Source organism: Micromonospora sp. NPDC049903, from assembly GCF_044460945.1.
Lineage (GTDB): Bacteria > Actinomycetota > Actinomycetes > Mycobacteriales > Micromonosporaceae > Micromonospora.
On sequence record NZ_JBITKL010000002.1, the window covers coordinates 471,667 to 495,665 of the forward strand.

Annotated in this window: 23 protein-coding genes; 10 read left to right on the forward strand and 13 right to left on the reverse strand. The window is 72.7% G+C overall.

Features of this window, described 5'->3' with window-relative positions; all coding sequences use genetic code 11:
- Positions 1 to 9 precede the first annotated feature (9 nt).
- The 4 genes from ACIBO1_RS06995 to ACIBO1_RS07010 all read right to left on the reverse strand — a co-directional run bounded on the left by ACIBO1_RS06995 (position 10) and on the right by ACIBO1_RS07010 (position 4,483).
- On the reverse strand, positions 10 to 1,677 hold the full coding sequence (locus tag ACIBO1_RS06995; RefSeq protein ID WP_396742161.1) for a hypothetical protein: 1,668 nt from the start codon (positions 1,675 to 1,677) through the stop codon (positions 10 to 12).
- A 153-nt stretch (positions 1,678 to 1,830) separates the two neighbouring features.
- Positions 1,831 to 2,829 carry a glycine betaine ABC transporter substrate-binding protein gene (locus ACIBO1_RS07000; protein ID WP_396742163.1) on the reverse strand — a complete coding sequence of 333 codons (999 nt, stop codon included), beginning with the start codon at positions 2,827 to 2,829 and terminating at the stop codon, positions 1,831 to 1,833.
- Positions 2,830 to 3,030: 201 nt separating this feature from the next.
- Complete coding sequence (locus ACIBO1_RS07005) at positions 3,031 to 3,753, reverse strand: ABC transporter permease (protein ID WP_396742165.1); 723 nt, start codon at positions 3,751 to 3,753, stop codon at positions 3,031 to 3,033.
- A 43-nt stretch (positions 3,754 to 3,796) separates the two neighbouring features.
- The gene (locus tag ACIBO1_RS07010) at positions 3,797 to 4,483 is read right to left on the reverse strand and encodes an ABC transporter permease (protein ID WP_350698588.1); all 687 of its coding nucleotides are present in this window, start codon (positions 4,481 to 4,483) and stop codon (positions 3,797 to 3,799) included.
- 2 nt (positions 4,484 to 4,485) lie between these two features.
- On the opposite strand from ACIBO1_RS07010, the gene ACIBO1_RS07015 reads away from it, so the two are divergent.
- Positions 4,486 to 5,481 carry an ABC transporter ATP-binding protein gene (locus ACIBO1_RS07015; protein ID WP_396742168.1) on the forward strand — a complete coding sequence of 332 codons (996 nt, stop codon included), beginning with the start codon at positions 4,486 to 4,488 and terminating at the stop codon, positions 5,479 to 5,481.
- 74 nt (positions 5,482 to 5,555) lie between these two features.
- On the opposite strand, the gene ACIBO1_RS07020 is transcribed toward ACIBO1_RS07015, so the two are convergent.
- From ACIBO1_RS07020 to folP, 7 genes are all read right to left on the reverse strand, one after another.
- Positions 5,556 to 6,047, reverse strand: a complete 492-nt coding sequence (locus ACIBO1_RS07020; RefSeq protein WP_396742170.1) for a hypothetical protein — start codon at positions 6,045 to 6,047, stop codon at positions 5,556 to 5,558.
- A 94-nt stretch (positions 6,048 to 6,141) separates the two neighbouring features.
- Positions 6,142 to 6,447, reverse strand: coding sequence for a hypothetical protein (locus tag ACIBO1_RS07025; protein ID WP_117227372.1), 306 nt, complete (start codon positions 6,445 to 6,447; stop codon positions 6,142 to 6,144).
- A gap of 63 nt (positions 6,448 to 6,510) precedes the next feature.
- The gene (locus ACIBO1_RS07030; protein ID WP_396742172.1) at positions 6,511 to 7,722 is read right to left on the reverse strand and encodes an ABC transporter permease; all 1,212 of its coding nucleotides are present in this window, start codon (positions 7,720 to 7,722) and stop codon (positions 6,511 to 6,513) included.
- A 110-nt stretch (positions 7,723 to 7,832) separates the two neighbouring features.
- Complete coding sequence (locus tag ACIBO1_RS07035; protein ID WP_396742469.1) at positions 7,833 to 8,318, reverse strand: DUF3180 domain-containing protein; 486 nt, start codon at positions 8,316 to 8,318, stop codon at positions 7,833 to 7,835.
- Positions 8,319 to 8,454: 136 nt separating this feature from the next.
- Positions 8,455 to 8,982 carry a 2-amino-4-hydroxy-6-hydroxymethyldihydropteridine diphosphokinase gene (gene folK / locus ACIBO1_RS07040; protein WP_396742174.1) on the reverse strand — a complete coding sequence of 176 codons (528 nt, stop codon included), beginning with the start codon at positions 8,980 to 8,982 and terminating at the stop codon, positions 8,455 to 8,457.
- The gene (gene folB, locus ACIBO1_RS07045; RefSeq protein WP_396742176.1) at positions 8,979 to 9,344 is read right to left on the reverse strand and encodes a dihydroneopterin aldolase; all 366 of its coding nucleotides are present in this window, start codon (positions 9,342 to 9,344) and stop codon (positions 8,979 to 8,981) included. The genes folK and folB overlap by 4 nt, the downstream gene beginning before the upstream one ends.
- Positions 9,341 to 10,234: a dihydropteroate synthase gene (folP, locus tag ACIBO1_RS07050; protein ID WP_396742178.1), complete on the reverse strand. Its 894-nt coding sequence runs from the start codon at positions 10,232 to 10,234 to the stop codon at positions 9,341 to 9,343. Before folP ends, folB begins: the two co-directional genes overlap by 4 nt.
- Before the next feature lie 345 nt (positions 10,235 to 10,579).
- Here folP and ACIBO1_RS07055 point away from each other — a divergent pair, with 345 nt between their 5' ends.
- From ACIBO1_RS07055 to ACIBO1_RS07085, 7 genes are all read left to right on the forward strand, one after another.
- Complete coding sequence (locus ACIBO1_RS07055) at positions 10,580 to 10,897, forward strand: hypothetical protein (RefSeq protein ID WP_131054228.1); 318 nt, start codon at positions 10,580 to 10,582, stop codon at positions 10,895 to 10,897.
- Positions 10,898 to 10,910: 13 nt separating this feature from the next.
- On the forward strand, positions 10,911 to 11,273 hold the full coding sequence (locus ACIBO1_RS07060) for a hypothetical protein (protein WP_093409867.1): 363 nt from the start codon (positions 10,911 to 10,913) through the stop codon (positions 11,271 to 11,273).
- A gap of 109 nt (positions 11,274 to 11,382) precedes the next feature.
- Complete coding sequence (locus ACIBO1_RS07065) at positions 11,383 to 14,751, forward strand: ATP-binding protein (RefSeq protein ID WP_396742180.1); 3,369 nt, start codon at positions 11,383 to 11,385, stop codon at positions 14,749 to 14,751.
- Between the two features lies 1 nt (position 14,752).
- Positions 14,753 to 16,708 carry an MFS transporter gene (locus ACIBO1_RS07070; RefSeq protein WP_396742182.1) on the forward strand — a complete coding sequence of 652 codons (1,956 nt, stop codon included), beginning with the start codon at positions 14,753 to 14,755 and terminating at the stop codon, positions 16,706 to 16,708.
- The gene (locus ACIBO1_RS07075) at positions 16,705 to 17,262 is read left to right on the forward strand and encodes a hypothetical protein (protein ID WP_396742184.1); all 558 of its coding nucleotides are present in this window, start codon (positions 16,705 to 16,707) and stop codon (positions 17,260 to 17,262) included. The genes ACIBO1_RS07070 and ACIBO1_RS07075 overlap by 4 nt, the downstream gene beginning before the upstream one ends.
- A 156-nt stretch (positions 17,263 to 17,418) precedes the next feature.
- The gene (locus ACIBO1_RS07080) at positions 17,419 to 18,588 is read left to right on the forward strand and encodes a M23 family metallopeptidase (RefSeq protein WP_396742186.1); all 1,170 of its coding nucleotides are present in this window, start codon (positions 17,419 to 17,421) and stop codon (positions 18,586 to 18,588) included.
- 13 nt (positions 18,589 to 18,601) lie between these two features.
- Positions 18,602 to 19,195 (forward strand): hypothetical protein, encoded by a 594-nt coding sequence (locus tag ACIBO1_RS07085; protein ID WP_396742188.1) that lies wholly within the window; start codon positions 18,602 to 18,604, stop codon positions 19,193 to 19,195.
- Here ACIBO1_RS07085 and ACIBO1_RS07090 read toward each other — a convergent pair whose 3' ends face one another.
- The gene (locus tag ACIBO1_RS07090) at positions 19,196 to 19,756 is read right to left on the reverse strand and encodes a hypothetical protein (RefSeq protein WP_396742471.1); all 561 of its coding nucleotides are present in this window, start codon (positions 19,754 to 19,756) and stop codon (positions 19,196 to 19,198) included.
- A gap of 197 nt (positions 19,757 to 19,953) precedes the next feature.
- Here ACIBO1_RS07090 and ACIBO1_RS07095 point away from each other — a divergent pair, with 197 nt between their 5' ends.
- Positions 19,954 to 22,518 (forward strand): FtsK/SpoIIIE domain-containing protein, encoded by a 2,565-nt coding sequence (locus ACIBO1_RS07095; RefSeq protein ID WP_396742190.1) that lies wholly within the window; start codon positions 19,954 to 19,956, stop codon positions 22,516 to 22,518.
- On the forward strand, positions 22,515 to 23,237 hold the full coding sequence (locus ACIBO1_RS07100) for a hypothetical protein (RefSeq protein WP_396742192.1): 723 nt from the start codon (positions 22,515 to 22,517) through the stop codon (positions 23,235 to 23,237). The genes ACIBO1_RS07095 and ACIBO1_RS07100 overlap by 4 nt, the downstream gene beginning before the upstream one ends.
- A 69-nt stretch (positions 23,238 to 23,306) precedes the next feature.
- Here ACIBO1_RS07100 and folE read toward each other — a convergent pair whose 3' ends face one another.
- Positions 23,307 to 23,924, reverse strand: a complete 618-nt coding sequence (gene folE / locus ACIBO1_RS07105) for a GTP cyclohydrolase I FolE (protein ID WP_396742473.1) — start codon at positions 23,922 to 23,924, stop codon at positions 23,307 to 23,309.
- Between the last annotated feature and the right edge of the window lie 75 nt (positions 23,925 to 23,999).

The window sequence follows — 23,999 nt, forward strand, 5'->3', positions numbered from 1 at the left end:
GGTGACCGGTCAGCGCCAGCGACCCCGGTCGGGCTCGTAGCCCTGACGGTCGTAGCCGGGCTCCTCGGCCTGGTGCCGCCGCCCGTACGGCTCCGGTTCCGGCCGTCCACGGACCGGTTCGGGCTGCTGACCACGCTGGCGGGGTGGCCGCCACTCCTGCGGCACCGGGACCCCGCCGGGCGGTAGCGCGGGCTGGCCCTCCGGCTCGCCCCAGCCTTCCCGCCACGCCTCCTCGCGGGCACCGCCACGCCGAGGCTCGTCCTGCCGCACGCTGGCCCAGCGATCCTGCATCCGGTACTCGGTGCCGCTCTGGTCGGCGTGCACCTCGGCACGCCGTTCACCGACCCGCAGTTCCCGGCCCTGATCGTCGTCGCGTACGGCGGCCCAGCGGTCACCGGCGCGCATCTGCGCCCAGTACTCCCCGGTGTCGTCCGGTCGGGCCGTCCGGCTCGCGGCCGGAGCCTCGGGAGCCGCCTCCCACCGCGCGGCGCCGCCGTCCCACCCCCGGTCGTCCCGGCCCGTCTCCCGATCGTCCCGGTATCCGGCGTACTCGTCCCGGTAGCCGGCACGGTCGTCGCGATGGCCGGCGCGGTCATCCCGATGTCCGGCACGGTCGTCGTGCGAGCCGGCCCAGGAACGTTCCTGGTGCGGTTCCGCCCGGGAGGCGTCGTCCTCGCGGGCCCGGCCGGAGCGGGGACGGTCATCGGCCCGGCCCGCACCGGACCAGGACCGCTCCTCCTCGCGGCCGGGCGGGGGCGGCCAGGAGCGGTTCTCGCCACGGTGGCTACGCTCGTCCGCGTCGGACCAGGACCGCTCGTCCCGCTCGGCGGCGTGACCGCCCCGGGACCGCTCCTCCGGCCAGGACGTCCCATAGCCGCCGTACCGGCCGCCGGACTCCCCGACGCCGCCGTCCACCACGGTGTGCCGGGTGGTGACGTGCACGGTCTCGGTGTGCCGGACCACCCCGTGCGGGCGGTGCGCGTGGTCACCCGAGCGGTTCTCCGCCTCCTGGCGGTTCGCCGCACCGTAGACCCCGGCGGTACCGGCCGGGCGTTCGGCGCCGTACCCGGACGGCCGCTCGTCGCCGCCGCGCGACGCCGGGCGTTCGTCGTGGTATCCACCGGTCGCTGCGGCGTCTGGTTCGGCGGTCGCCGCCGCGCCGTACACCCCCGCAGCGGCGGGCTCCGCGACCTGGGCCGCGCCGTACGTGCCGGCGGGTCGCTCGGCGTACCGGGGCGGTGCCTCCGCGGCGGGCGCCGGCACGCGAGCCCGGCCGGGGCCGGGCACCTCGTCGGTACCGGCCAACTGAGCGGCGCTGGCCTCCAGCCGACGCCGCAGCCCGGCCAGTGCCTCCTGGGCTCGCTGCGCCTCGTCGAGCGCCTGGTTGCCACGCTGGGCGGCGGCCACGATCTCGCCCCGTAGTTCACGCCGGAGTTCGTCGAGGTCCGCGCGCAACTCCTCGCTCCGCGCCGACCCGTCCCCCTCGGTCCGTAGCGCGATGGAGAGGCCGATGAGCACCACGGCCATGATGGCCAGCACTGCGGCGAAGCGGAGTGGGCCGTTGCCGTCGGCAACCAGCAGAATCAGCGCCGCGACGGGGGCCAGGGCCACACCGCCCCAGAAGAGCGCTTTGAGCATTTTCTTGTTGCGCGCGTCGACGGGTAGCGGGGCAGGCATGGGTCCCCACCCTACCGAGAGTTGCGGTGGGTGGGAACGGCTCGGCCGAAGACCTTTCGGTCGGCGTTGCGCCGATATCGCCGTACTTGGCGGGGACCAGCGACGACGCGGCGCCCCCGGCCGGATCGACCGAGGGCGCCAGGTGTCGACGGGTCAGCTCTGCGCGTACGCCGCGTCGGTCGAGAAGACCAGGCCGACGCTGATCGTGCCGTTACGCAGACCGGTCTTGGTCAGCGGGCCGCCACCGTCCAGCGACGAGAAGGAACCCACCGTCAGGCCGTACTTCTCCTCCAGGCCGGGCTTGCAGAACGGGCGCTCCTGGCACTCCGGCGGGCCGCCCAGCACGGTGGCCGTACCCGAGCACTTCTCGGCCAGCTCGGAGAGGGTCCGTACGCCGTACTTGTCGGCGAACTCCTGGGTCACCGCGAACGCGTTCTGGCTCTGCGCGGCGGCCGGGGCGCCGAAGGTGAGGCCGGCCTTCTCGCCGAGACCGCGCAGGGCGGTCACGGTGGCCTCCACGTCCGGCGAGGAGACCGGCTGACCGCCGCCCGCCTTGCCGTTGAGGAACTCGGCCATGGTGGCCGCGTACTCCGGGACGACCTGGATCTCACCCTTCTCCAGCGCCGGCTCGTACAGCTCCCGGTTGCCGATCTGCTGGACGGTGACCTGGTATCCGGCCGCGGTGAGCTGGATCTTGTAAAGCTCGGCGATGATCTCGCTCTCGGTGAAGTTGCCGGCGCCCACCGTGATGCGTCCGCCCGGTCCCCGCTCGACCCCGTCGGCCAGCGAGTTGGCCGTGGCGAACTCCTGCGCGGCCACCTGGGCGCTCTTGCGGTCCACGTCGACCGCCTTGTTGAGCTGCACCAGCTTGGGGGTGTCGAGCACGGACGAGACCTTGTCCAGCGCCGCGACGAGCTGCGGGTTGGACACCTCGCTGTTGATCGCCGGAATGATGTTGTCCGCGTTCTGCAGGGACTTGTCGTCGTCGAGCGCGATGAGCTGCTCGCCGGCCACCGGCGCGCAGCCCTCCCCCGAGGCCCCCTGCTGCGGCGCCTCGGTGCCGGAGGAGCCGGCCTCGCCGCACCCGGCCAGCACGCCCGCGGCGGCGATCGCGCCGACGAACGCGATGGACAGTCTTCTACCTGCGCGCATGTGCCCGCCTTCCGTGTCCCGGCGCGACCCCCTCGGGCCGGCCGCGTGTCCGACGGGCGATCGCATCAGCCGCCCGCAGTCCCACCCAACATCGTCGCGGCAGGCACCGACAACCTGGAGAGAACTTCGTCACCGGAACGTCACCATCCGTCCACGACGGGCCGCGCGAGCAGCCGCACGGACCGGTGGGAACCGGGCGGTTCAAGTGCCGGTGACCGCGTCCGCCGCGCGTCGTGCGGCCCGGCGCCGGACGCGACGCAGCGGGCGCGGGGTGACCATCCGCTCGACCCACGCGAAGACGAGTTCGACGCTTACCGCGAGCACGGCCACCAGCAGGCCACCGGCGAGGATCTGGCCACCGCCGACCGCGATGCTCAGCCCGAAGCCGAATCGGATGATCTCCCCGAGGCCACCGCCGTTGACGAAGGTCGCCAGGGCCGCCGTGGCGACCACCTGCACGGCGGCGGTCCGGAACCCGGCGGCCAGGTAGGGCACCGCGAGCGGCAACTCGACGCGCCGCAGCACCTGCCGGCCGGTCATGCCCATCCCCCGGGCCGCCTCGCGGATCTGCGCGTCCACCTGCCGTACCCCGGTGTACGCGTTGGCCAGCAGCGGCGGCACCGCGAACACCGCCAGGGCGACCACCACGGCCGGGCGACCGAAGCCGAGGAAGGTCAACGGCAGGATGGTCAACAGCGCCAGCGTGGGCACCGCCAGGGTGACGTTGGAGACCAGCACCACCAACCCGCCGCCCCGGCCGGTGTGTCCCAGCCACAGGCCGAGCGGCCAGGCCACCAGGCAGCCCAGCAGGACGGCCGCAGCCGACATGCTCACGTGCTCGCCGAGCCGGTCCAGCACCCCGCCCGGGTTGGTCCAGTTCAACGGGTCGTTGAGCCAGAGCACCGCCTGCTCCACGGGATTCATGGCGTCCTCCCACCGACCCGCCGGCCGGCCATCGCGCCCGCGCTCATCCGACCCGCCCGCGCAGCCACGGGGTGAGCAGCCGGCCGACGCCGACCAGGAACAGGTCGAGCACCAGCGCCAGCAGTACGCAGAGCAGCGTCCCGGTCATGATCTGGGCCTTGTAGAAGTTGTTCTGGAAACCCGCGAAGATGATCTGCCCGAGGCCGCCACGCCCGATCACCACACCGACGGTGACCAGCGCGACGGTGGAGACCGTGGCCAGCCGCAGGCCGGTGAGGATGCCGGGCAGGGCGAGCGGCAGTTCCACCCGCAGCAGCCGACCCCAGCGGCCGTAGCCCATGCCCTCGGCCGCCTCGCGCACCTCGTCCGGCACCTGGTTGAGCCCGGCCACGGCGTTCCGGACGATCACCAGCAGCGCGTAGAGCACCACCACGCTGAGCACCGTCGCCACCCCGATGCCCAGGTACGGCGCGATGAACGCGAACAGCGCCAGGGACGGGACCGTGTAGAGCACCCCGGTGAGTGCGAGAATCGGGCCGGTCAACGGCCGGAACCAGTACGCCACGACGGCCAGCGGGATGGCGATCAGCGCCGCGATCAGCACCGCCCGTAGGGTCAGCGTGGTGTGGTCCCGCAGGGCGGCCAGCACCGTGTCAGAGTTGTCCCGCACGTACTGCCAGGAGAACCACGGGTTACCCGGGTCGGCCCGGTAGCTCAGGCGGAAGGACATACGTGGACGTTACCCCGGTCGTCGACGACGGTCAGCGCGCGGCGTCGATCACTCTCGACGGTATCGGCAAGCGGTATCCGGACGGTACCGAGGCCGTCCGCGACCTCAGCCTGCACATCGACGCAGGCGAGCTGGTCGTGCTGATCGGGCCCTCCGGTTGCGGCAAGTCGACCGTGTTGCGGATGATCAACCGCCTGATCGAGCCGACCGCCGGCCGGATCGTGCTCGGCGACTCCGACGTGACCCGGGTCGACCCGGTGAAGCTGCGGCGGCAGATCGGGTACGTCATCCAGAACGTCGGCCTGTTCCCGCACCAGACGGTGGCCGCCAACGTGGCCACCGTGCCCCGCCTGCTCGGCTGGCCCCGGGACCGGGCCCGGCGGCGCGTCGACGAACTGCTGGAGCTGGTCGGCCTCGATCCGGCACAGTTCGGCCGGCGCTACCCGCACGAACTCTCCGGCGGTCAGCGGCAGCGGGTCGGTGTGGCCCGGGCGCTGGCGGCCGACCCGGTCGTGCTGCTGATGGACGAGCCGTTCTCCGCCGTGGACCCGATCGTGCGGACCCGGTTGCAGGAGGAGTTCCTGCGGCTCCAGGCCGAGGTCCGCAAGACCATCGTCCTGGTCACCCACGACCTGGACGAGGCGGTACGCCTCGGCGACCGCATCGCGGTGCTCTCCGAGGGCGGCCACCTGGAGCAGTACGACACCCCGGCGGCCCTGCTCGGCAGCCCCGCCACCCCGTTCGTCCGCGAGTTCGTCGGCGCTGACCGGGGCATCCGGCGGCTGGCGGTCACCCCGCTGACCCGCGAGGTGCTCGAACCGCTGCCCGCCGACGGCACGGCGGAACTGCCCTCGGTGCCGCTGGGCCGTTCGGCGTACGACGCGTTGGCGGTGCTGCTCACCTCGGCGCAGGGTCGGGCCGTCGTCACCGAGGAGGGTCGCCCGGTCGGGGTGCTCAGCCGGGAACGCGTGCTCACACTGGCCGAACCGACCGGCTGAGCTGCGCCGCACCTCGGTCCGCACCGAGCCGGGCCCGCCGGTGCGGCAGGCCCGGTCCCGGTCGACGGACGAGGTCAGCGGCGTCCCCGGTAGCCACCGAGGGTGGCGATGCCGATGATCCAGCCGGTGAACAGGCCGTACTCGGCACCGTCACCGGCGGCCTGGAGAGCGCCGAGCAGCGACGGGTTGGTGCGGATCAGCGCGGTGAGCAGGGCCGCGAAGGCCGCCGCGAAGACGTACGCCGCCCAGCCGGCGAAGAACTGGCTGAGCGTGCCCCGGGCCCGGGCCAACTGCGAGCCCGGCAGGAGGTACAGGAAGACGAAGGTCATCACGACCACGAGAATCGCCTTGAGATCAGCGGCGAAGATCTCCTGGATCGAGTCGGAGGAGTCGAACCGCCAGGCCGGCCAGGCGAGGAGTCTCAGGAACCAGCCGCCGGCGCTGTCCGGGTCGGTGTTGTCCCGTGCCCAGTCGGCGTACCAGGGGCTGCCGAAGACCAGGACCAGAATGAGCGCGGCGAGCGTGCCGGCGCCCGGTGCGGACTTGTATCGATTGGTGAGAGCCATGGCCCCGCTAGTTCCCAGCACATCGACATGGGCAAACGCGAGGCGTGCTTTATGGTGGTACGCCCTGTTCCGCGGCGGGCTCCGACCCGGTCGGTCAGTGCTTCATCAGGTAGTCGATGAAGGCGGCACGCAGCAGCGGAGCGGACTCCTCGTAGCCGTGGCCGGTCATCTCCCGCCACAACGCGACGGCCTCGTCGATCGTCGGCCCCACCGAGTTCGGCGCGCCGTCCAGGGCGGCGGCCTCGTCCGCATTCGGCAGACGCCGCAGCACCGACCAGAAGAACTTGACGTCCCGGTTCTCCCGGGCGAGCGCGAACGCCTGCTCGCGCAGCTCCTCCGTGGAGAGGGCGTCCAGCTCCTCGAACGACCGGCCGCCGGAGATCGATGATGTGTCGGTCATGAACCGAGCCTAACCGTCGAGATCACATTCGGCGCGTCGACGGCACGCGGGAACCGCCGCCCGTCAGCGATCCTCGGCGTCCCACGGGCGCGGGCCGGTCTCCCACCGGCGGGGCCCCCACGGGTCGGTGGTGCTCATCGGCGGCTCTGCCGGAGGCATCGGCGGCCAGTCACCGACCGGCTCCGGCCGTGGCAACGTCCACCCGCCGCCGTTGGTGGCGTCCGGCGGCGGGGGCGGCGGCGCGGCCCGGAACATCGGTGCCGGACGCCCGTACGCCTCGACCAGCCGGGTGACCACCAGACCGGTGGCCAGCACCACCCCACCGACCGCCCACCGGCTGACCGTCCAGCCACGGGTCTGCGCGTACGCGAGGAACAGGCCGATCGCGCCGGCCGTCAGCAGCGTGCCGAACACCCCGCCGCGCAGCCCGAAGGCGCTGGTGCCGGCGAGCACGGCCGCGCCCACCGCCAGCACCGTCCAGTCCAGCCCGGTCGCCGGGGTCACCGCGCCCTCGGCGGAGGCGACGAGTGCACCGGCGAGCATCGCCAGGACGGTGGAGACGACGTACCCCAGGGTGGTGACGACCGCCGCGGCCGTCCCCCGCCGCCGGGCCGGATCGGCGACCGGACGGAACCGGCCGACCAGCCGACGGATCGGTCCCAGCGCCCCGAACAACGCGCCGAAGACGGCGATCGCGGCGAAGCCGACGAAGAGCTGGCCGGCGACGCCGCGCGGGTCGAAGTCCCCCTGCACCAGCACCGGCGCGGAGCGCTGCTCGATGTAGACGATCACGCCGGCCGCACCCGCCAGGCTGGCCGCCCAGCCGGGCACGTGCAGCACCACGACGAGCAGCCCCAGCAGCAGTCCACCGAGGGCGGCCACGCCACCTGCCAGCCCGACGGCCTCGACCAGGCCCCGGTCCGACTGTTCGGCGAAGTGCAGCCCGGCCGCGACCGCCACCGGCCCGATCGCCAGGTTCACCGCAGCCGTCCGCAGGCTCAGCCCGGCGGCCAGCGCCAGCAGGCCGAGAGCGACCACCTCGACGATGAGTACGCGCAGCCCACTGCCCCGCAGGACCGCCGGGTCCTCCCGCCAGACCAGGTAGACCAGCGCGGCGAAGCCGAACAGCAGGAGCGTCTCCCAGACGATGTGCACACCGAAGCGGTCCGGGCCGGTCTCGCACTGCGGGTCGTCGGGACCGGGCTCCGCCACCGCGACGGGGGCGGCGGAGGTCGGTTCCGGGAGTTGACTCCGGCCCGAGTCGTCGTACGCCATGATCGTTGCCTCCCAGCAGCCGCCGGGAACCCATCGACGCACCGGCGGTGACCGTCACTTCTGGTCGCAGGCACCGTACCCGCGCGGCGGAGCCGGGCGTAACCCCGCGTTCAGCGTCGAGGCGGGCGGCTCTCCCAGTCGTCCGGCTCCTGCTCGTCCTCCGGCTGCTCCGGGACCCGGCAGGAGCGCTCCAACCAGAGCGCGGCCGCCACCAGCGCGACCGAGGCCACGAGTCCGGCGATCGCCGCCGGCCGATCCGCGCCGGCCGCCCGGGTGCTCTGCACCAACAACCAACCGACCAACCCGGCGTACGCCCCGGCGAAGATGGCACCGACCAGCGCGGACGCCTTGGCCAGCACGACGAAACGGGCGACCATCAACGGGTTGACCGGGTCGCGGCCGGGCCGACGGTCGATGCGACCACGGGTGTTGACCGCCGCGTACGCCTCCAGCACGGCTAGCCCGGCCAGGGTCACCACCGGCAGCCAGGGCAGTGGCGGCAGCCCGCTGTAGTAGAAGCTGCTGATCAGCAGCCAGGTCACGGCGGCGGCGGCCAGGGCAGCGACCACCAGGGTCGAGATGCGCGTGGGACCCATCCGCGACTCGTCGTCGGGGGGCGTGGACCGCGTCATGCCGGTCCTCCGTCACGCCGCGTGCCGGTCAGGGCCACCGCGGCGCCGCGCCACACGGCCGACCCGCCGTGCTCGCCCGTGTCGACTCCGCTGCGCTCGCTCATGGCGTCGACTCTAACGTCAGATCCGGCCGTGGGCTCAGTTCCGCGACCTCGGCGGCGAGCGGCCCGGCGGTGAGCAGATCGGTCAGCCAGCCGTGTCCGGGCAACCGGCCGTAGGGCTGGATGTCGATCCACGGCCGTAGCACGAAAGCGCGCAGGTGCGCCCGGGGATGCGGCAGGATCAGCTCGGGATCGTCGCTGAGCACCGGTTCACCGTCGTCGCCCCAGACCGCGATCACGTCGACGTCGAGCGTGCGCGGACCGAACCGCCGCTGTGGGTCGCGGACCCGCCCGGCGGCCTGCTCGGCGGCCCGGGCCCGCGCCAACCAGTCGTACGGGCCGGCGGCCGGGTCGCCGACCAGCACCACCGCGTTCAGGTACGCCGGCTGCGCGATGTCGCCCCAGGGCGGCGTCTCGTACACCCCGGAGACCATCAGCACGCTCTCGCCGAGCGTGGCCACGGCGGTACCCAGGTGGTCGAGGCGGTCACCCAGGTTGCTGCCCAGGGAGAGCACCGCCCGCGTCATCGGGTACGCGTCCGGCGCATCGTCACGGCCACGTCGCCGAAGGCGTGCGGCACCGGCGCCTCGGGTTTGTGCACGGTCACCGTCGCGGCGGACACCCGCGGATCGGTCAGGCAGACCGCGATCAGGCGGTCGGCCAGCGTCTCGATCAGGTTGACCGGCTCGCCGGTGATCACCGCGACCAGCCCGTCGGCCAGTTCGCCGTAGTGCACCGTGTCGGCCACGTCGTCGGAGCGCGCGGCGGGGCCGAGGTCCAGCTCCAGGACGACGTCGACGACGAACTCCTGTCCCCGGGCCCGCTCGAAGTCGTACACGCCGTGCCGGCCGTGGGCCCGCAGGCCGGTCAGCTCGATCCGGTCGGTCATCGCCACACCTCCCGGTCGGCCGCGCCGACAGGCGGTCGGCTCTGCGGCACGCCGTCGAGCCGGGGAGCGCCGGTGGCCTGCCAGACCGCGAGCGCGTCCACGGTGGCGCGCACGTCGTGCACGCGTACCCCCCAGGCACCGGCGGCGACCGCGAGCAGGCTGGTGGCGACGGTGGCCGACGCCCGTCCGTCGGTGGGTCGCAGGGTGCCGTCCGGGCCGGCCAGCAGCAGACCGAGGTAGGACTTGCGGCTCGCGGCGAACAGCAGCGGGTAGCCGAGGTCGAGCAGTTCCGGCAGCCGGGCGCTGAGCTGCCAGTTGTGCGCCGCCGTCTTGGCGAAGCCCAGACCCGGGTCGACGATCAGTCGGTTCTCGGACACCCCGGCGGCGAGCGCCGCCGCCACCCGCTCGCCGAGTTCGGCGCGGACGTCGGTGACCACGTCGCGGTAGCTGGCCAACTCGCTCATCCGCCGGGAGTGGCCACGCCAGTGCATCAGCACCCAGGGGCAGTCGGCGTCCCGGACGACGCGGGCCATGTCCGGATCGGCCAGGCCCCCGGAGACGTCGTTGACCACGACCGCCCCGGCCGCCAGCGCGGCCTCGGCGACCCGGGCCCGGGTGGTGTCGATGCTGACCGGCACGCCCGCCGCCGTCAGCTCCCGGACCACCGGCAGCACCCGGGCGCTCTCGGTCTCGGCGTCCACCCGGTCGGCGCCGGGCCGCGTCGACTCTCCACCGACATCCACCAACGCCGCTCCCTCGGCGCGCAGCCGGACGCCGTGTGCGACGGCCGCGGCGACGTCGGCGTAGCGTCCGCCGTCGGAGAACGAGTCGGGCGTGACATTCAGAACGCCCATCACCACCGGGGCCGGGGCCCGTACCAGATCGGTCACGACTAGACGGTACCGGTCCGTCCCACCGCCCTGAGCAGGCCCGCGATCCGGGCGCTGACATGGTGATTAGAACGTGTGTACTATCGGTCGTCCGGGCAGCTTCGGGCAGACTCTTCGCGGCTTGTCGCAAAGGGGGGCGGCCCGTACGCTGTGGAATTGCCCAGCATCGAGATGGCGAGGCGTGGAGGGGAGGGCCGAAGCGGGGTAATTCGCCCAAAAATCGCCACTTTCCGTGGCGAGTGACACACACAGGGTCTCGGTCGCTGTACCGACCGAGCACCAATCCCGCAAGGCTTGCCTACTGCACCACCGCGGCACCGCCGGCCGCGACTTGGGGAGGTTCCAGTGATCGCCATCGAGCTGATGGAAGCGGCGTCGAGCAACGCCGCCCACCTGCTCTCCACTGTGGCGTCGTCGATCCCGCTCGCCGCCGACGAGCCGACCGGGATCAACACCGAAGGCGTCGTCACCTTCTTCGCCAGCAAGATCGCGCCGATCCTGCTCGCCGTCCTGGGTGTCATCTTCATCGGGCGGGCCAGCCGGGGCGAGATCTCCAAGGTGTTGACAAGCTCCGCCATCGCGATCGTCGGGTTGGCCTTCATCGCCGGAGCCGCCACCCTCTTCTTCATCGGCGACTTCCTGATCAACCTGATCTTCGAATAGGCGCGGGCTCGACATGCGGCTGCGCACCGACGACGACATCTACCGGGCCCGCCTGGTCTATCTCGGGCCGCCCGGCTACACCCTTCCGGTTCACCTGCCGTACGCCCAGTACGGGCTGTTCATGCTGCTCGTTCCCCTCTACATGTTCATCCACTGGTTGTTCACGTTGCAGGTCGAGCTCTTCCCCGCCTGGGAGATCGCCCTCGCCATCGTGACCACCTCGTTCGTCTTCCGGTACGTCGACCCGGACCGGCCGGCGCGCATGGTGATCCGTACCGCGCTGACCGACTGGCGACGCACCCGGGAGCCGGCCGCCGAACAGCGCGATCCGCGCCTGGTCGGCAGCAGGATCAGGATCCGGGAGGAACTCGCATGACCGGCTGCACGCCGTACCGGCCGTCCCACAGGTTGCCGGGCCGCCCCGGTGCCGCCGAGGCGACACCCGGCTCCCCCACGGCCACCACGGACGCGGGCAGGGCGGTCGCATGAGCCCCTCCTCCACGCCGGGATCCCCGGCCGGGCGTCCGGCCGCACCGCACGGTAACCGTGCGCGATCATTCGACTACCCGCAGGCCGGTGAGCTCGACGACGTCGAGCTGGATCCGGCGCTCGCCACCACCCCCGGCCACGGTGGCGTCGGTGTCTTCCAGGCCCCTCGCCCGCCGCAGCGCCTGTCGGTGTCGGCCGAACCCGCACCACCGCCCCCGGCCCCCCGCGACGGGGCCGACATCGACTCGCCCTTCCTGGACCTGTTCGGCGGCACCTACGCCCGACCGGGTTCCGCCCAGCGTGCCCTGCCCGGGCGGACCGTGCCGCAGCAGGCGCTGCCCCCGCCACCGCCGGTCGTCCCTCCGGCGCCGGTGACCCAGCGGCCGGCAACACCACACCTGCCCGCACAGGCCACCGGCCCGGCCCCCACCGTCGCCCGACCGGCCGCCGAGCCTCCCGTGGTCGCCGCGCCCGCCGCACCGCCGCCGCCCGCCCGGACGCCGGCACCGACTCCCGACCGGCTGCCGAACGCCCGCCCGCCCGTCGACGACCAGCCGACCCGGGCCGAACGGTCCGCGCGCCCCGGCGTCGACGAGCGCCCGGCCCGCGACGACCGTCCGCAGCGCGAGCCACGGCCGACCCGTGACGAACGCCCGCCAGCCGACGAGGCCCGACCGGCCGAGACCGCCCCGCCGTCGCGGCGGACGCCCGCACCCGCCGCCCGGACGACCGCCGCGCCCCGGCAACGCTCGGTGGAGCGGCGCGACCGTCCGGTGAAGCCGACCCGCGTCCGCCCACCGAAGATCAAGTTCGGTGACCGGGATCCGTCGGTCGAACTGGCCATCACCGAGATCGCCGGTCACCTGACCTTCACCCCCAACACCGTCACCGCCTGGTACTGGCTGCCGGAGGTGCGCTGGGCGTTCCGGCCCGACGCGGAGCGGGAGGCGCTGCTCTCGGCCATCTCCGAGCAGTACGCCGGCCTGGCCGGATTCCGGTTGCACCTACGGCGCACCACCCGGCCCTTCCCGGCCGACGAGTGGGCCCGCACGATCGACGCCCACACCGCCGCCCCACTGCCGGACGTCCCCGACACCCCCAGCTGGGCCGACCACCTGGTCGCGGCGCAACGGCACCTGCTCTCGGTCAACCACGCCGAGGGGCAGACCTACCTCGGCGTCACCTTCGCGCGACGCTCGCTCGGCGACTCGCTCACCGAACGGGTGCTGCGCACCTTCGGCCGAGGCGTGGCCGAAGGCGAACGCCGCAAGCTCGGACGCACCGTCGAACAGTTCGACGAGGTCCTGGGCGCGTTCGGCATGCGGGGCCGCCGGGTCACCTCGCAGGAGCTGGAATGGCTGCTGTACCGCTCGGTGGCGCTCTGCATGGCACCGCCCGGCGCGCTCTCGCCCATCACCGACGGGCGCTGGGAACGCGGCGACCTGCTGGCCCTCACCGAGCAGGTCGAGCGTTACCGCACCCCGTACGGTTCGACGGTCAAGCTGGTCAACCGGATGACCGGCGAGGAACGGCACGTGGCGGTGCTCGCCGTCGGCCGGATGGAGCCGCTGGAGATCCCCGAGCGGCACGAGCCCTGGCTGCACTTCCACGAGCGGCTGCCGTGGCCGATGGAGCTCTCCACCCGGGTCGACATCCTCGGTTCCGGCGACTCCTTCCGAAACCTGGAGCACCGGCTCCGGATGATCCGGTCACAGCAGCTCGACTACGCCGAGCACGGCATCGACGCACCGCCCGAGCTGGAACGCCTGGCCAAGCGTGCCCTGGTGATCGGCGACGAGATGACCACCGGACTGCCGGTCGACTCCGCCCGGGCGCACGGCTGGCACCGCATCGCGGTGGGTGGACGTACCCGTGAGGAGTGCCTGGAGCGGGCCCGGCGGCTGATCCAGCTCTACTCGCGCGAGCTGCGCGTCTCCCTCCAGCATCCGAAGAGCCAGGACTGGCTGGCCCGCGAGTTCATCCCCGGGGAGCCGATCGCCAACACCGGATACGTCCGGCGGATGCCGGTCCCCCTGCTGGCGGCGGCGCTGCCCCAGGCCGCGTCGACGGTCGGCGACCGCCGGGGCGACCTGATCGGGCGGACCGCGGGCACCTGCCGCCGACCGGTCTTCCTCGACCTGCACTTCCCGATGGAGGTCCGCGAACGCTCCGGGTTGGCGGTCTTCGTGGCCGAGCCGGGCGGTGGCAAGTCGACCCTGCTCGGCGCCCTGGGCTACCTCGCCGCGCGACGCGGTGTGCAGGTGACGCTGCTCGACCCGTCCGGCCCGCTGGCCCGGCTCTGCGCGATGCCGGAGCTGCGCCCGTACTCTCGGGTGCTCAACCTGACCGGTTCCGAGCACGGCACCCTCGCACCGTACTCGCTGATCCCGACGCCGCTGCGTAGCGAGTTCAGCAGCGGCGCAGCCGGTGACCGCGAGTTCGAGATCGCGGTCTCCAACGCCCGCGCCGAGCGGCGGATGCTGGTGCAGGACATCTGCATGATGCTGGTGCCGCCGCAGGTGGCCCGCGAGGCGTCCACCGCCACCCTGTTCCGGCACGCCGTACGCCAGGTGCCCGCCGAGGAGACGTCCACGCTGGACGACGTGGTCACCTGCCTCGGGCAGCTCGACGACGACGCCGGCCGGGAACTGGCCAACCTGCTACTGGACACCGCCGAGATGCCGCTGGCCATGCTCTTCTTCGGCCGGCCGCCGGAGGGGCTGCTCGGGCCGGACGCGGCGCTCACCGTGATCACCATGGCCGGCCTGCGGCTGCCCGACCTCAAGATCGAACGCGAGTACTGGTCGGCCGAGGAGGCGTTGGCGCTGCCGATGCTGCACACCGCGCACCGACTGGCGGTACGCCGCTGCTACGGCGGCTCGATGTCGTCCCGCAAACTCGTGGGCCTGGACGAGGCGCACTTCATGGAGGGGTGGCGCTCCGGTCGATCGTTCCTGGTTCGGCTCGCCCGTGACTCCCGGAAGTGGAACCTCGCCGCGCTGGTCGCCTCCCAGAACCCACGGGACATCCTCGGCCTCGACGTGCAGAACCTCGTCTCCACCGTCTTCGTCGGCCGGATCGCCGAGGACGCCGAGATCGCCTCCGAGGCGCTGCGGCTGCTGCGCGTGCCGGTGGACGACGGGTACGAGGCCACCCTCGCCTCGCTCTCCACCGCCGACGCGACCTCCGCCCACCGACTCGGCTTCCGTGAGTTCGTCATGCGCGACGTGGACGGCCGAGTGCAGAAGGTCCGAGTCGACGTCTCCTACGTGGACGGACTGCTGAGTCACCTCGACACCACCCCCGCCGCCATCGCCGCCGCCGCAGGGGTGCTGCCGACCGTCCTGCCTGACATGGAGGCGTGACATGGCGAGGGCCCGGGCAAGGATCACGGCGTTCCTCCTGGCACTCGGCGTCCTCGCCGGAGCCACGATCAGTTGGCCCGGGCTCACCGCCACACCCGCGTACGCCGCCCCGGTCGCGTACCAGGCTTCCGCAGACCTGTGCACCGTGCAGGAGTGGCAGGTCGACTTCCGGGCCTGCGTGGCAAAGCTCCAGCAGGTCGCGGAGTCGGAGGCCACCTGCCTGAACCCCCCGACACCGACCGCACCGGACTCCGGCATGGCCGGCTGGTTCGCCTCCCGCCCCGAGGCCTCCAAGCTGCCTGGTCCGAAGGGGTACTACACCGACTACGGCTACGCCGGCTACAGCTACAGCACCTACAAGGTCGAGTCCGGCTGCGCCACCACACTGCTGCACCCGGACTACAAGTTCACCAACACCATCGCCAACGGCGAGTTCATGATTGCCACCTCGATCGTCGGCGCCTCGAACGCTCTGCGCGAGCGGGCCTGGGAGCCCGGGACCATGTGGGGCTGGGCCGATCCCCTCGTAGAGCAGGCGACCAAGGCGATCTACCAGAAGGTGTTCAGCGTCTTCGGCATCGTCACGCTCTGCGTCGTCGGGCTGTATCTGCTCTGGCGATCCCGCCAGTCCGACATGAGCAATGCCATGACCACTGCGGGGTGGGCGCTGGTGGTGATGATCGCGGTAACTGCGTTGGCTGCCTGGCCGGTCAAGTCCGCCAACCTCGCCGATGGTGCCCTCGTCTCCACACTCGGTGTCGTACACGACGCTGTGGGTCCCGCCTCCAAGGATGTGCCGCCCGACCGCTGTGCGATGCCCAACCCGGACGCCTGCACGGACAAGCGTCCGCCTGCGGTGCGGGCGAGTGACACGGCTGCCGAGGCGATGCTCTACCGCAACTGGTTACGTGGGGTGCTTGGCTCGGCCGACAGCGAGACCGCCCGCAAGTACGGTGCCGCCCTCTACGACGCCAAGTCGCTGTCTTGGGAAGAGGCGGAGAAGATCCGCGCCAATCCGCAGACTCGTGACGCGACCATCAATGCCAAGAAGCAGCAGTGGATGACCGTCGCGGCGCAGATCGAGCGAGAGGATCCGGAGGCGTTCGAGTACCTGCAGGGCGTCCGGGACATGGACCGGGTCGGCGCGGGTTTCATCGCCGTACTGGCCGCCCTGCTCTTCGCGATGTTCGACCTGACCGCGTCGCTGCTCGTCCTGCTCGGCTTCCTGATCTTCCGGTGGGCGGTGATCGCCGCGCCGATCCTGGGCACGATCGGTCTGCTCCGTCCGGCCAGCGCCGGGCTGCGTCGTCTCGGCAACGCGGTGGTGGCGGCTCTCTTCAACATCGCGATCTTCGGCACCGGTGCCGCCATCTACCTCTTCGCCGTCGACCTCATCATGAGCACCGCCACGCTGCCGGGCTGGCTGCAGGTGGTCCTGGTCTGGCTGTGCGGAGTGGTCGGTTGGCTGCTGCTGCGCCCGTACCGCCGGATCACCCAGTTGGGCGGGAAGGACAGCAGCGAGGCGGTCAGTTCCGCCGGGTCCTGGCACCGGAGGTTCTTCCGGGACATGCGGACCGCCGCCCGGCTCGACGTGGCCGAGCCGGGCGGGACCACCGAGCCGGGCATGGGGCGGCGCCGAGCCCTGGCGCCAGAGCAGCCGAAGGTGCGCCCCGAGGCCCGGCCGGACCCGGTCCCCGTCGGCGGCCCGGGCACTCCACAGCGTCCGGACGCTCCGCAGCGCCCGGACGGCCGAGAACCCAAGGGCACACCTTCCCTAGCCGAGGAGCAACGCCCCGAGGGCCGGCCCTCCGCGCCCCGACCGCGCCGCCGCCAGCCCGCTTCCTGGACGGCGCCGGACGTTCCCGAGGAGAACCCGTCGTTCGCCATCTACCGGCCGGGCTCGGCTGAGCGGGCACCCGAGAAGGTGACGCCGCGGGTTCGCTCCGAGGCCCGGTGAGCATCGTGCGGCGCGCGATCGAGTTCGTCTTCACCCGGTTGTTGCGGTCCCGGCTGGGCGTCGCGCTCGGCATCGCGGTCCTGGTGATCGGCGTGGTCGGGGCGGCCCGGGTGGTGTCCGGCCCGGACGACTCCTCCGCCGGACTGAGCAACCGCCCGCCGGCGCCGATCACCACGGTGCACCCGACCACCGGCGATGACGGCGCGATCTCGACGACCACGACGCCGTCACCGGTCACCCGCCCCGGCGAGCCCACACCGGAGCGGATCGCGGAACGCTTCACGACTGCCTGGCTCGGACAGCCCGGCCAGTCCGCGGAGCAGTGGCATCAGGAGCTACGCCCGTTCGCCACCCCGGCTCTCCTCGACAAGCTCGCCGGCGCGGACCCCGCAGGCGTGCCCGCCGGGGAACTGACCGAGGAGGTGACCGTGCGTCCTCGGGGCGAGACATTCGTGGAGGCGCTGGTCACGCTCGACACCGGGCGGCTCCGGCTCGAACTGGTGGCGCCGGACGGGCGATGGTTGGTCGACGCCGTGGACTGGGAGCGGGCATGAGCGAGCGTCAGCGAGTGAATCATCGTCACGGTGCAGTGGTGCCTCTCGGCGGTACGAAGCGAAGCGGAGTGCCGTCATGAGCGAGCGTCAGCGAGCGAATCATCGTGATTGTGCAGTGGTGCCTCATGGCGGCACGAAGCGAAGCGGAGTGCCGTCATGAGCAACGAAAGTAGTCCGCGTCGGCCGCCGGTGCGGGTGGGCGCACTCGCTGCGGCGCTCACCGCCGCGCTCGCGTTGCTGTGCTGCACGGGCGGTGCCGGTGCCTTCTTCCTCACCGAGTTGGGCGGCGAGTCCGCCGAGCAGATCGACCCGGTCAGCATGGAGTGCACCGGGGACTTCGAGGTCGACGTCACCGGCAAGATGCCCCGGTTCTCCGACTACGGGGAGCGGCAGATGCGCAACGCCGCAGTGATCATCAAGGTCGGCCAGGAGATGGAGGTGCCGGCCCGGGGCTGGGTGGTCGCCGTGGCGACCGCGATGCAGGAGTCACGGCTGCTCAATCTGGCCAACCGCACCGTAGCCGAGTCGCACGACATCCCCAACGAGGGCGTCGGCGCCGACCACGACTCGGTCGGTCTGTTCCAGCAGCGCGCCTCGTGGGGGTCGGTCCGGCAGCGGATGAACCCGGCGTACGCGTCCCGCAAGTTCTACGAGAAGCTCGTGGACGTATCCGACTGGGAGAAGCTGCCGCTGACCGTGGCCGCTCAGCGGGTCCAGATCAGCACCTTTCCCGACGCGTACGCCAAGCACGAGGAACTTGCCTCGCGCATCGTCGACGCGCTCGCCGGTGGTGCCGCCCGAACAGCACTGATCGCCGGTCAGCAGGTGTGCGACGCGGCCGCGTCGGGCGACATCGCCGCCTCCGGCTGGACCGCGCCCATCCCCGGCGGCGTGGGCTCCGGTTTCCGGACGGCCAGCCGCCCCGGGCACAACGGGGTGGACATCGCCGCGCCGAAGGGCACCCTGATCAGAGTCGCGGCCACCGGCCGGGTCATCGTCTCGCGGTGCGACCCGGACCGGCGCGGACGACTGAGCTGCAACGTGGACGGTTGGCCGAATAAGGGCGGCTGCGGCTGGTTCGTGGACGTGCTGCACGCCCAGGGTGTCATCACCCGATACTGTCACCTGGTCAGTCGTCCCCGCGTCCAGGTGGGGGACACCGTGCAGGCCGGCGAGGTGATCGGTGAGGTGGGCAGCAGCGGCAACTCCTCCGGACCGCACCTGCACTTCGAGGTGCACGTCGACGGCGATCGCAGCAGCCGGGGTGCCGTTGACCCGGTGCCCTTCATGCGCGCCAAGGGCGCACCGCTGAAGGGCGCGGGGTGAGACACCCGTCGTCATGACCGGACCCCTTCCCGACCCCTTCGCCGACCAGCCGGACTGGGCGCCACGACCACCCCGCCCGATCGAGATCGTGCCCGCCACCGGCCGCGTCGATCTGCGCGGGCAACGCGTCCTGGTCGGGCTGCCCGGCCTCGGATGGCGCACCGACTTGCGGGCCGACGAGCGGGTGGTGCAGAACAGTCGCACCTACGTGCCGATCATCCCGGAGCACGAGTGGTATCGCGCCGAGTCCGACCAGGTGGAGGTCTTCGCACCACTGGTACCGGTCGAGCGGGTCTGGGTCGAGACGGTGGGCTCGCGTACCGCCCCCGCCGAGGACAACGGCCTGCGGCTCGTCTCGCTGGACGCTCCCGCGCACCGGTCCCCCACCCCGGTCTTCGAGGCCGACGCGGTCACCGGCCGACGCGTCGTACACATGGTCGACGCCGTCGAGCACCGCGATCTGCGCGCGGTCACCGAGACCTACTCCGGTGCCGAAGGCGACATCTGCATACGCGTCGCGCCCGAGTTGGAGTGGTACCGCTGGGCCTGGCGTGGCCAGTCCCCGACCACACTGGAGGTACCCGTACACCTGCTATGGGTCGAGTAGTCAGGAAACCCTCTCAGCGGAACACACCCGCCAACTGTCGGCCAACTGCGTGGTAAATCTCCACGACTGGCGGTCCGTTTGTCTCATGCCATCCAACTGAGCGGCAAAGGTCAGGTCGACTCGCACGTCAGCCTCGTTGCCGTCCTGATTCCACCGAAGGCTTCCCCAACTGACCGACATGCTGGTTCCGAATTGTTCTTCGCGAGCCCTAATCTCGTCCCGTAACACTTCGATTTGGCTCAGGTCTGCGTTGTTGTCGCAAGCAAACAGGTCTGCCCGCACATCGTTGCGATCCGCTAAGTACGCGCGAAGGTAGTTGTCCACCACTACGTCAGGGGCGCTGCGGTCGGGAGTGGTGGCGCGGTCGTACATGACGAAGCCGGTGATCCCACCCGCCAGGCAGAGCGCCGCCACCGCCCCGGTGATCACCATCAGTACCTTCCGCAGTCGCCGCCGAGGCTGGGGTGGTGCCGGCGCGGTCGAGGGCGGCGCCAGATCCTCCTCCGGCGGGGTCCGTTGCGCCGGTACCCGGGAGACCTGGGAACCGGCGGGGGGCGGCACTGATTCCACCCCCTGAGGCTATCGGCTGGACGCTGTGGACCCAATGCCCCAGATTCAGCAGATCGTGACGGACCACTGGCGACCGGTGAGATCCACGACAACACCGGCGCTGTGGCGCCGCGCATCCCCGAGGAGGGGCCGCGACTGGGATACCGTCGTCTCTGCCCGGGACCTGGTGCCGACCTCGGGCGGAGGAGGTGGACGCGGTGGGCGGTCCGAAGGCACGGACGCTCCGTGCCGCCGCGCTGCACCGCCGAGCTGCCGCGACGGTCACCGCGGCGGCAGCCGTCCTCGACGAGACCCGTCCCGCTCCGGCCGACCAGCGTCGCCAGTACGCACTCGCCGAACGGCTGCGCGGCGCCGCGCTGATCCTCGCGCCCGGCTGGGCCGGTACCGAGCTGGACGCGATCGCGCCGACCTGTCCCGCCGGGGAGGGTCCACCGCCCTTCGTCCGGGTGGGCACCGCCGCGCCGCTGGACGACGCCCGCTTCCCCGCGCTGGTCCCGCTGGTCGGCACCGGGCATCTGGCCGTCGACGTCGACGCGCACGATCCTCGGGTGGCCGGGCTGCTGCGGGCCGTACTGCTGCGACTGGTGGCGGCGACACCGGCGGGGGCGCTGCTGGTGCGGGCGGTGGACGCGACGGGTGGGGTGCTCGGGCCGTTCGGGGCACTCGGCGACGCCGGGGTGCTCCCGCCGCCGGCCACGGACGTCGACGGGCTGCGGGCGGTGTTGACCGAGGCGGAACGGTGGGTGACGCCGGGGGCCTCGGGTACCCGCCGGCACGACCGGTCGATGTTGCTGGTGGTCGCCGCCCTGCCGGACTGCACCGGGGCGACCGACCTGGCGCGGATCGAGGCGCTCGCCGAGCAGGGCCCCACCGCCGGGCTGCATCTGGTGGTCGCCGGGTGGCCGACGGGCGGACGGGATCCGCTGCCCCGGGCCACCGCGCTCTCCGTCCGGACCGCGTACGCGCTGTTGGGCGACCCGCCCGGGGCCCCGTTCGCGAGCGCGGGCACCGGCTCGCCGGGTGGGTTGAACTCGCCGGTGTTCGTCGAGCCGGATCCACCGGCCGAGCTGGTCGACACCGTTTGCCGCCGACTCGCCGCCCAGATCGAGGCCGGTACCCGGCTGTCGCTGTCGGGCCTGCTGCCGCCGGAGAGCGACGATTTGTGGCAGGCGGACGCGACCGACGGGCTGAGCACCACGGTCGGCGACGCGGGTGGGCGTCCGGTGCCCCTCGGCTTCACCGAGTTGACGCCGCACTGGCTGGTCAGCGGCCGGTCCCGGGTCTGTCGCGCCACGTTCCTGACCACGGCGCTGCTCGGTCTCGCCGCCCGGTACGGCCCGGAGGAGCTGGAGCTGTACCTGGTCGACCTCGGTGCGGGCGAGTCCTTCGCGGAGTTCCTGCAGACCGAGCGGGACCGGTCCTGGGTGCCGCAGGTACGGGCCGCGGCGATGGCCGCCGACCGCGAGTACGTGCTGGACCTGCTGGAGCAGTTGACGGCGGAGGTGCAACGGCGGTCCGACGCGGCGACCCGCGCGGGTGGGCAACGTTTCGCCGAGCTACGGCGACACCGACGGCTGCCCCGGGTGGTCTGCGTGGTGGAGAACCTGCCGCTGCTCTTCGCCGAGCGGGACCGGTTGGCCGCCGACGTGGTGGCCCGGCTGGACGCGCTGACCAGGACGGGCCGGGCGTACGGGGTGCACCTGGTGCTGGCCGGTGAGGGCGATCTGGGGTTGGGCGTACGCGACGGTGGGCAGCGGGACTCGCTGCTCGGCCAGTTCCCGGTGCGGGTGGCGCTGCCAGGCGGCGGGCCGGTGCTGGAGCCGACCAACGATTCGGCGGCCGGGCTGCCGGTGGGCAGCGCGGTGGTGAACACCGCCGGGGGCCTCGGTGGTCCGCGTGGCGCGATCCGGGGACACGAGCGGATGGTCCGGTTCCCCGATCCGCAGGACGAGCCGGACGTCGTGGAGGGCCTGCGGCACCGTCTCTGGCAGGCGCGTCCGGAGGGCAGCGTCCCGCCGGTGGTCTTCGCCGGGTACGCGTACCCCTCGTTGCGCAACGATCCGCGCCACCGCTCGGCCGAGTCCGGGCAGACGTTGGCGCCGGCGGCGCTGCTCGGGCGGGCGGTGGACGTGGCACGGAGCACCGTGATGGTGCCGCTCGGCCCGGCCGCCGGGCGCAACCTGGCCGTACTCGGGCCGCGACCGGAGGCGACCCGGCTGCTGGCCACGGCCGCCCGAAGCACTGCGGCGCACCACCCGCCGGGAACGGCACGCTTCGTGATCGCCGTACCGGATCCCGAGTCGCGGTCGTCAGCCGACGACCTGGCACAGGAGTTGGCGCACCGGCATCCGGTGGAGACGGTGGACCTGGCCGGGCTGCTCGCGGTCGTCGACGCCGGGCAGCCCGCCTACCTGGTGGTGTTCGGGCTGGACGTGGCGCCGCCGGAGCAGCTGCCACCGGATCGGCTGCGGATGCTGCTGCGGGAGGGCCCACCGGCGGGGCAGCATCTGCTCGGTTGGTGGCGCACGGTGCCGTCGTTCGCGGCGCTGCTGGGTCCGGAGGAGACGGTCGACAAGCTGACCGCGGTGGCGGTCGCGGGTGTGCCGGGGGCGCAGCTCACGCCGGTGTTCGGGCGGCCGGTGGAGTGGCGGCCCCGGCCCGGGCGGGTGGTCCTCTGGGACGGCCCGGCCGAGCGTGGGCTGGTGCTGGTGCCGTACGACGTGCCGGATGACGTGGACGGGGAGGCGGCGTGACGGGAAGCGGATCGTCGACCACGACCGCCGGGCCGGTCCGACAGCGGACCGGTGGGACGTCGCCGTCCGGTTCCACCGATCCGGTGGCGGCGGCGTGGACCGACTATCTGGCCGCGACCCGTCAGCTCGACGGGGTACGCCGGGACGCGGCGACCGCCGCGAGCGAGCAGGCGCGGACGGTCCAGGCCGCCCGCGAGGAGTTGACGGCGGTGCGTACCCGGTTGGCGACGCAGGAGGCCCGGCTGCGGGAGTTGGGCGTACCGCCGATGTCGCTGGTGCCCGCGCCGCCGGAGCTGACCGAGGCGACCCGCGCGATGACCGGTGGGTCGGGGACGGTGCTGGCCGCGTTGCGGGAGGCGAACCGCTGGGCGCACGGTGCGGACGACGTCCTGGCGGCCCGGGGGCTGCCCGGGGCGGCCCACTGGTCGGCCCGACCGCGCAACCTGCTGCTGTACGGGCCGTTGGGGCTGCTGGTGCCGCTGCTCCAGATCGTGGCGTACCTGGTCGCCGACAGCGACGCGGTGGCGGTGCTGGCGCTGCTGGTCGGCCTGCCGGCACCGGCGGTGGCGTTCGGCGCGGGCTGGCTCGCGGTGGCGCGGCTCTTCCCGCCTCGACCGGGTGAGCGGGTGGACCGGACACCTCGGTTCGGCGCGCTGGTCTGCCTGGTCCCGGCGGTGCTGGTCACGGCCGGGATCGTCCTGGCGATGCTGGCTGCCTGAGCGACCCGGGCCGGGCTCCGGCGGCACCGGTGCCCGGCCGGTCCCCGTGCCGGGGAGGCCCCGAGCCGCTCAGCGCGGGATGATCAGGGCCATCGCCTCGGCGCGGGACTTGGCGTCCCGTTGCAGGGTGCCGCGGACCGCCGAGGTGATCGTCTTGGCGCCCGACTTCTGGATGCCGCGCATGGCCATGCACATGTGCTCGCACTCCAGCACGACCACCACACCCCGTGGTGCCAACCGCTCCATCAGCAGGTCGGCGATCTGGGAGGTGAGCCGCTCCTGCACCTGCGGACGCCGCGCGAAGACCTCGACCAGCCGGGCCAGTTTGGACAGGCCGGTGATCCGGCCGTCGGGCCCGGGGATGTAGCCGATGTGCGCGTTGCCCCGGAACGGCAGCAGGTGGTGCTCGCAGAGGCTCATCACGTCGATGTCCCGGACCAGGACGAGTTCCTCGTGATTGGCCTCGAAGGTGGTGGTGAGCACCGTGGCCGGGTCGACCCGCAGGCCGGCGAAGAGCTCGGCGTACGCCCGGGCCACCCGGGCCGGGGTCTGCTGGAGGCCGTCGCGGTCCGGGTTCTCGCCGACCGCGATCAGGATCTCGCGGACCGCCTTCTCGATCCGGCCGAGGTCCATGGTGTCCTCGACCGGGCGGCCGGTGAGCCGGCCGTTGACCAGCCGGGCGGCGATGTAGTCGAGATCGTCGATGTCGGGCTCGGTTGCCGAGGCGGCCGATCCCCGTGACTGGGGACCGGCCGCCGTGTC

What these genes read in the sequence shown, in the direction of transcription:
- ACIBO1_RS06995 (WP_396742161.1), bottom strand. Translation starts at nt 1,677, where the DNA reads ATGCCTGCCCCGCTACCCGTCGACGCGCGCAACAAGAAAATGCTCAAA.
- ACIBO1_RS07000 (WP_396742163.1), bottom strand. Translation starts at nt 2,829, where the DNA reads ATGCGCGCAGGTAGAAGACTGTCCATCGCGTTCGTCGGCGCGATCGCC.
- ACIBO1_RS07005 (WP_396742165.1), bottom strand. Translation starts at nt 3,753, where the DNA reads ATGAATCCCGTGGAGCAGGCGGTGCTCTGGCTCAACGACCCGTTGAAC.
- ACIBO1_RS07010 (WP_350698588.1), bottom strand. Translation starts at nt 4,483, where the DNA reads ATGTCCTTCCGCCTGAGCTACCGGGCCGACCCGGGTAACCCGTGGTTC.
- ACIBO1_RS07020 (WP_396742170.1), bottom strand. Translation starts at nt 6,047, where the DNA reads ATGGCTCTCACCAATCGATACAAGTCCGCACCGGGCGCCGGCACGCTC.
- ACIBO1_RS07025 (WP_117227372.1), bottom strand. Translation starts at nt 6,447, where the DNA reads ATGACCGACACATCATCGATCTCCGGCGGCCGGTCGTTCGAGGAGCTG.
- ACIBO1_RS07030 (WP_396742172.1), bottom strand. Translation starts at nt 7,722, where the DNA reads ATGGCGTACGACGACTCGGGCCGGAGTCAACTCCCGGAACCGACCTCC.
- ACIBO1_RS07035 (WP_396742469.1), bottom strand. Translation starts at nt 8,318, where the DNA reads ATGGGTCCCACGCGCATCTCGACCCTGGTGGTCGCTGCCCTGGCCGCC.
- folK (WP_396742174.1), bottom strand. Translation starts at nt 8,982, where the DNA reads ATGACGCGGGCGGTGCTCTCCCTGGGCAGCAACCTGGGTGACCGCCTC.
- folB (WP_396742176.1), bottom strand. Translation starts at nt 9,344, where the DNA reads ATGACCGACCGGATCGAGCTGACCGGCCTGCGGGCCCACGGCCGGCAC.
- ACIBO1_RS07060 (WP_093409867.1), top strand. Translation starts at nt 10,911, where the DNA reads ATGCGGCTGCGCACCGACGACGACATCTACCGGGCCCGCCTGGTCTAT.
- ACIBO1_RS07065 (WP_396742180.1), top strand. Translation starts at nt 11,383, where the DNA reads ATGAGCCCCTCCTCCACGCCGGGATCCCCGGCCGGGCGTCCGGCCGCA.
- ACIBO1_RS07070 (WP_396742182.1), top strand. Translation starts at nt 14,753, where the DNA reads ATGGCGAGGGCCCGGGCAAGGATCACGGCGTTCCTCCTGGCACTCGGC.
- ACIBO1_RS07080 (WP_396742186.1), top strand. Translation starts at nt 17,419, where the DNA reads ATGAGCAACGAAAGTAGTCCGCGTCGGCCGCCGGTGCGGGTGGGCGCA.
- ACIBO1_RS07085 (WP_396742188.1), top strand. Translation starts at nt 18,602, where the DNA reads ATGACCGGACCCCTTCCCGACCCCTTCGCCGACCAGCCGGACTGGGCG.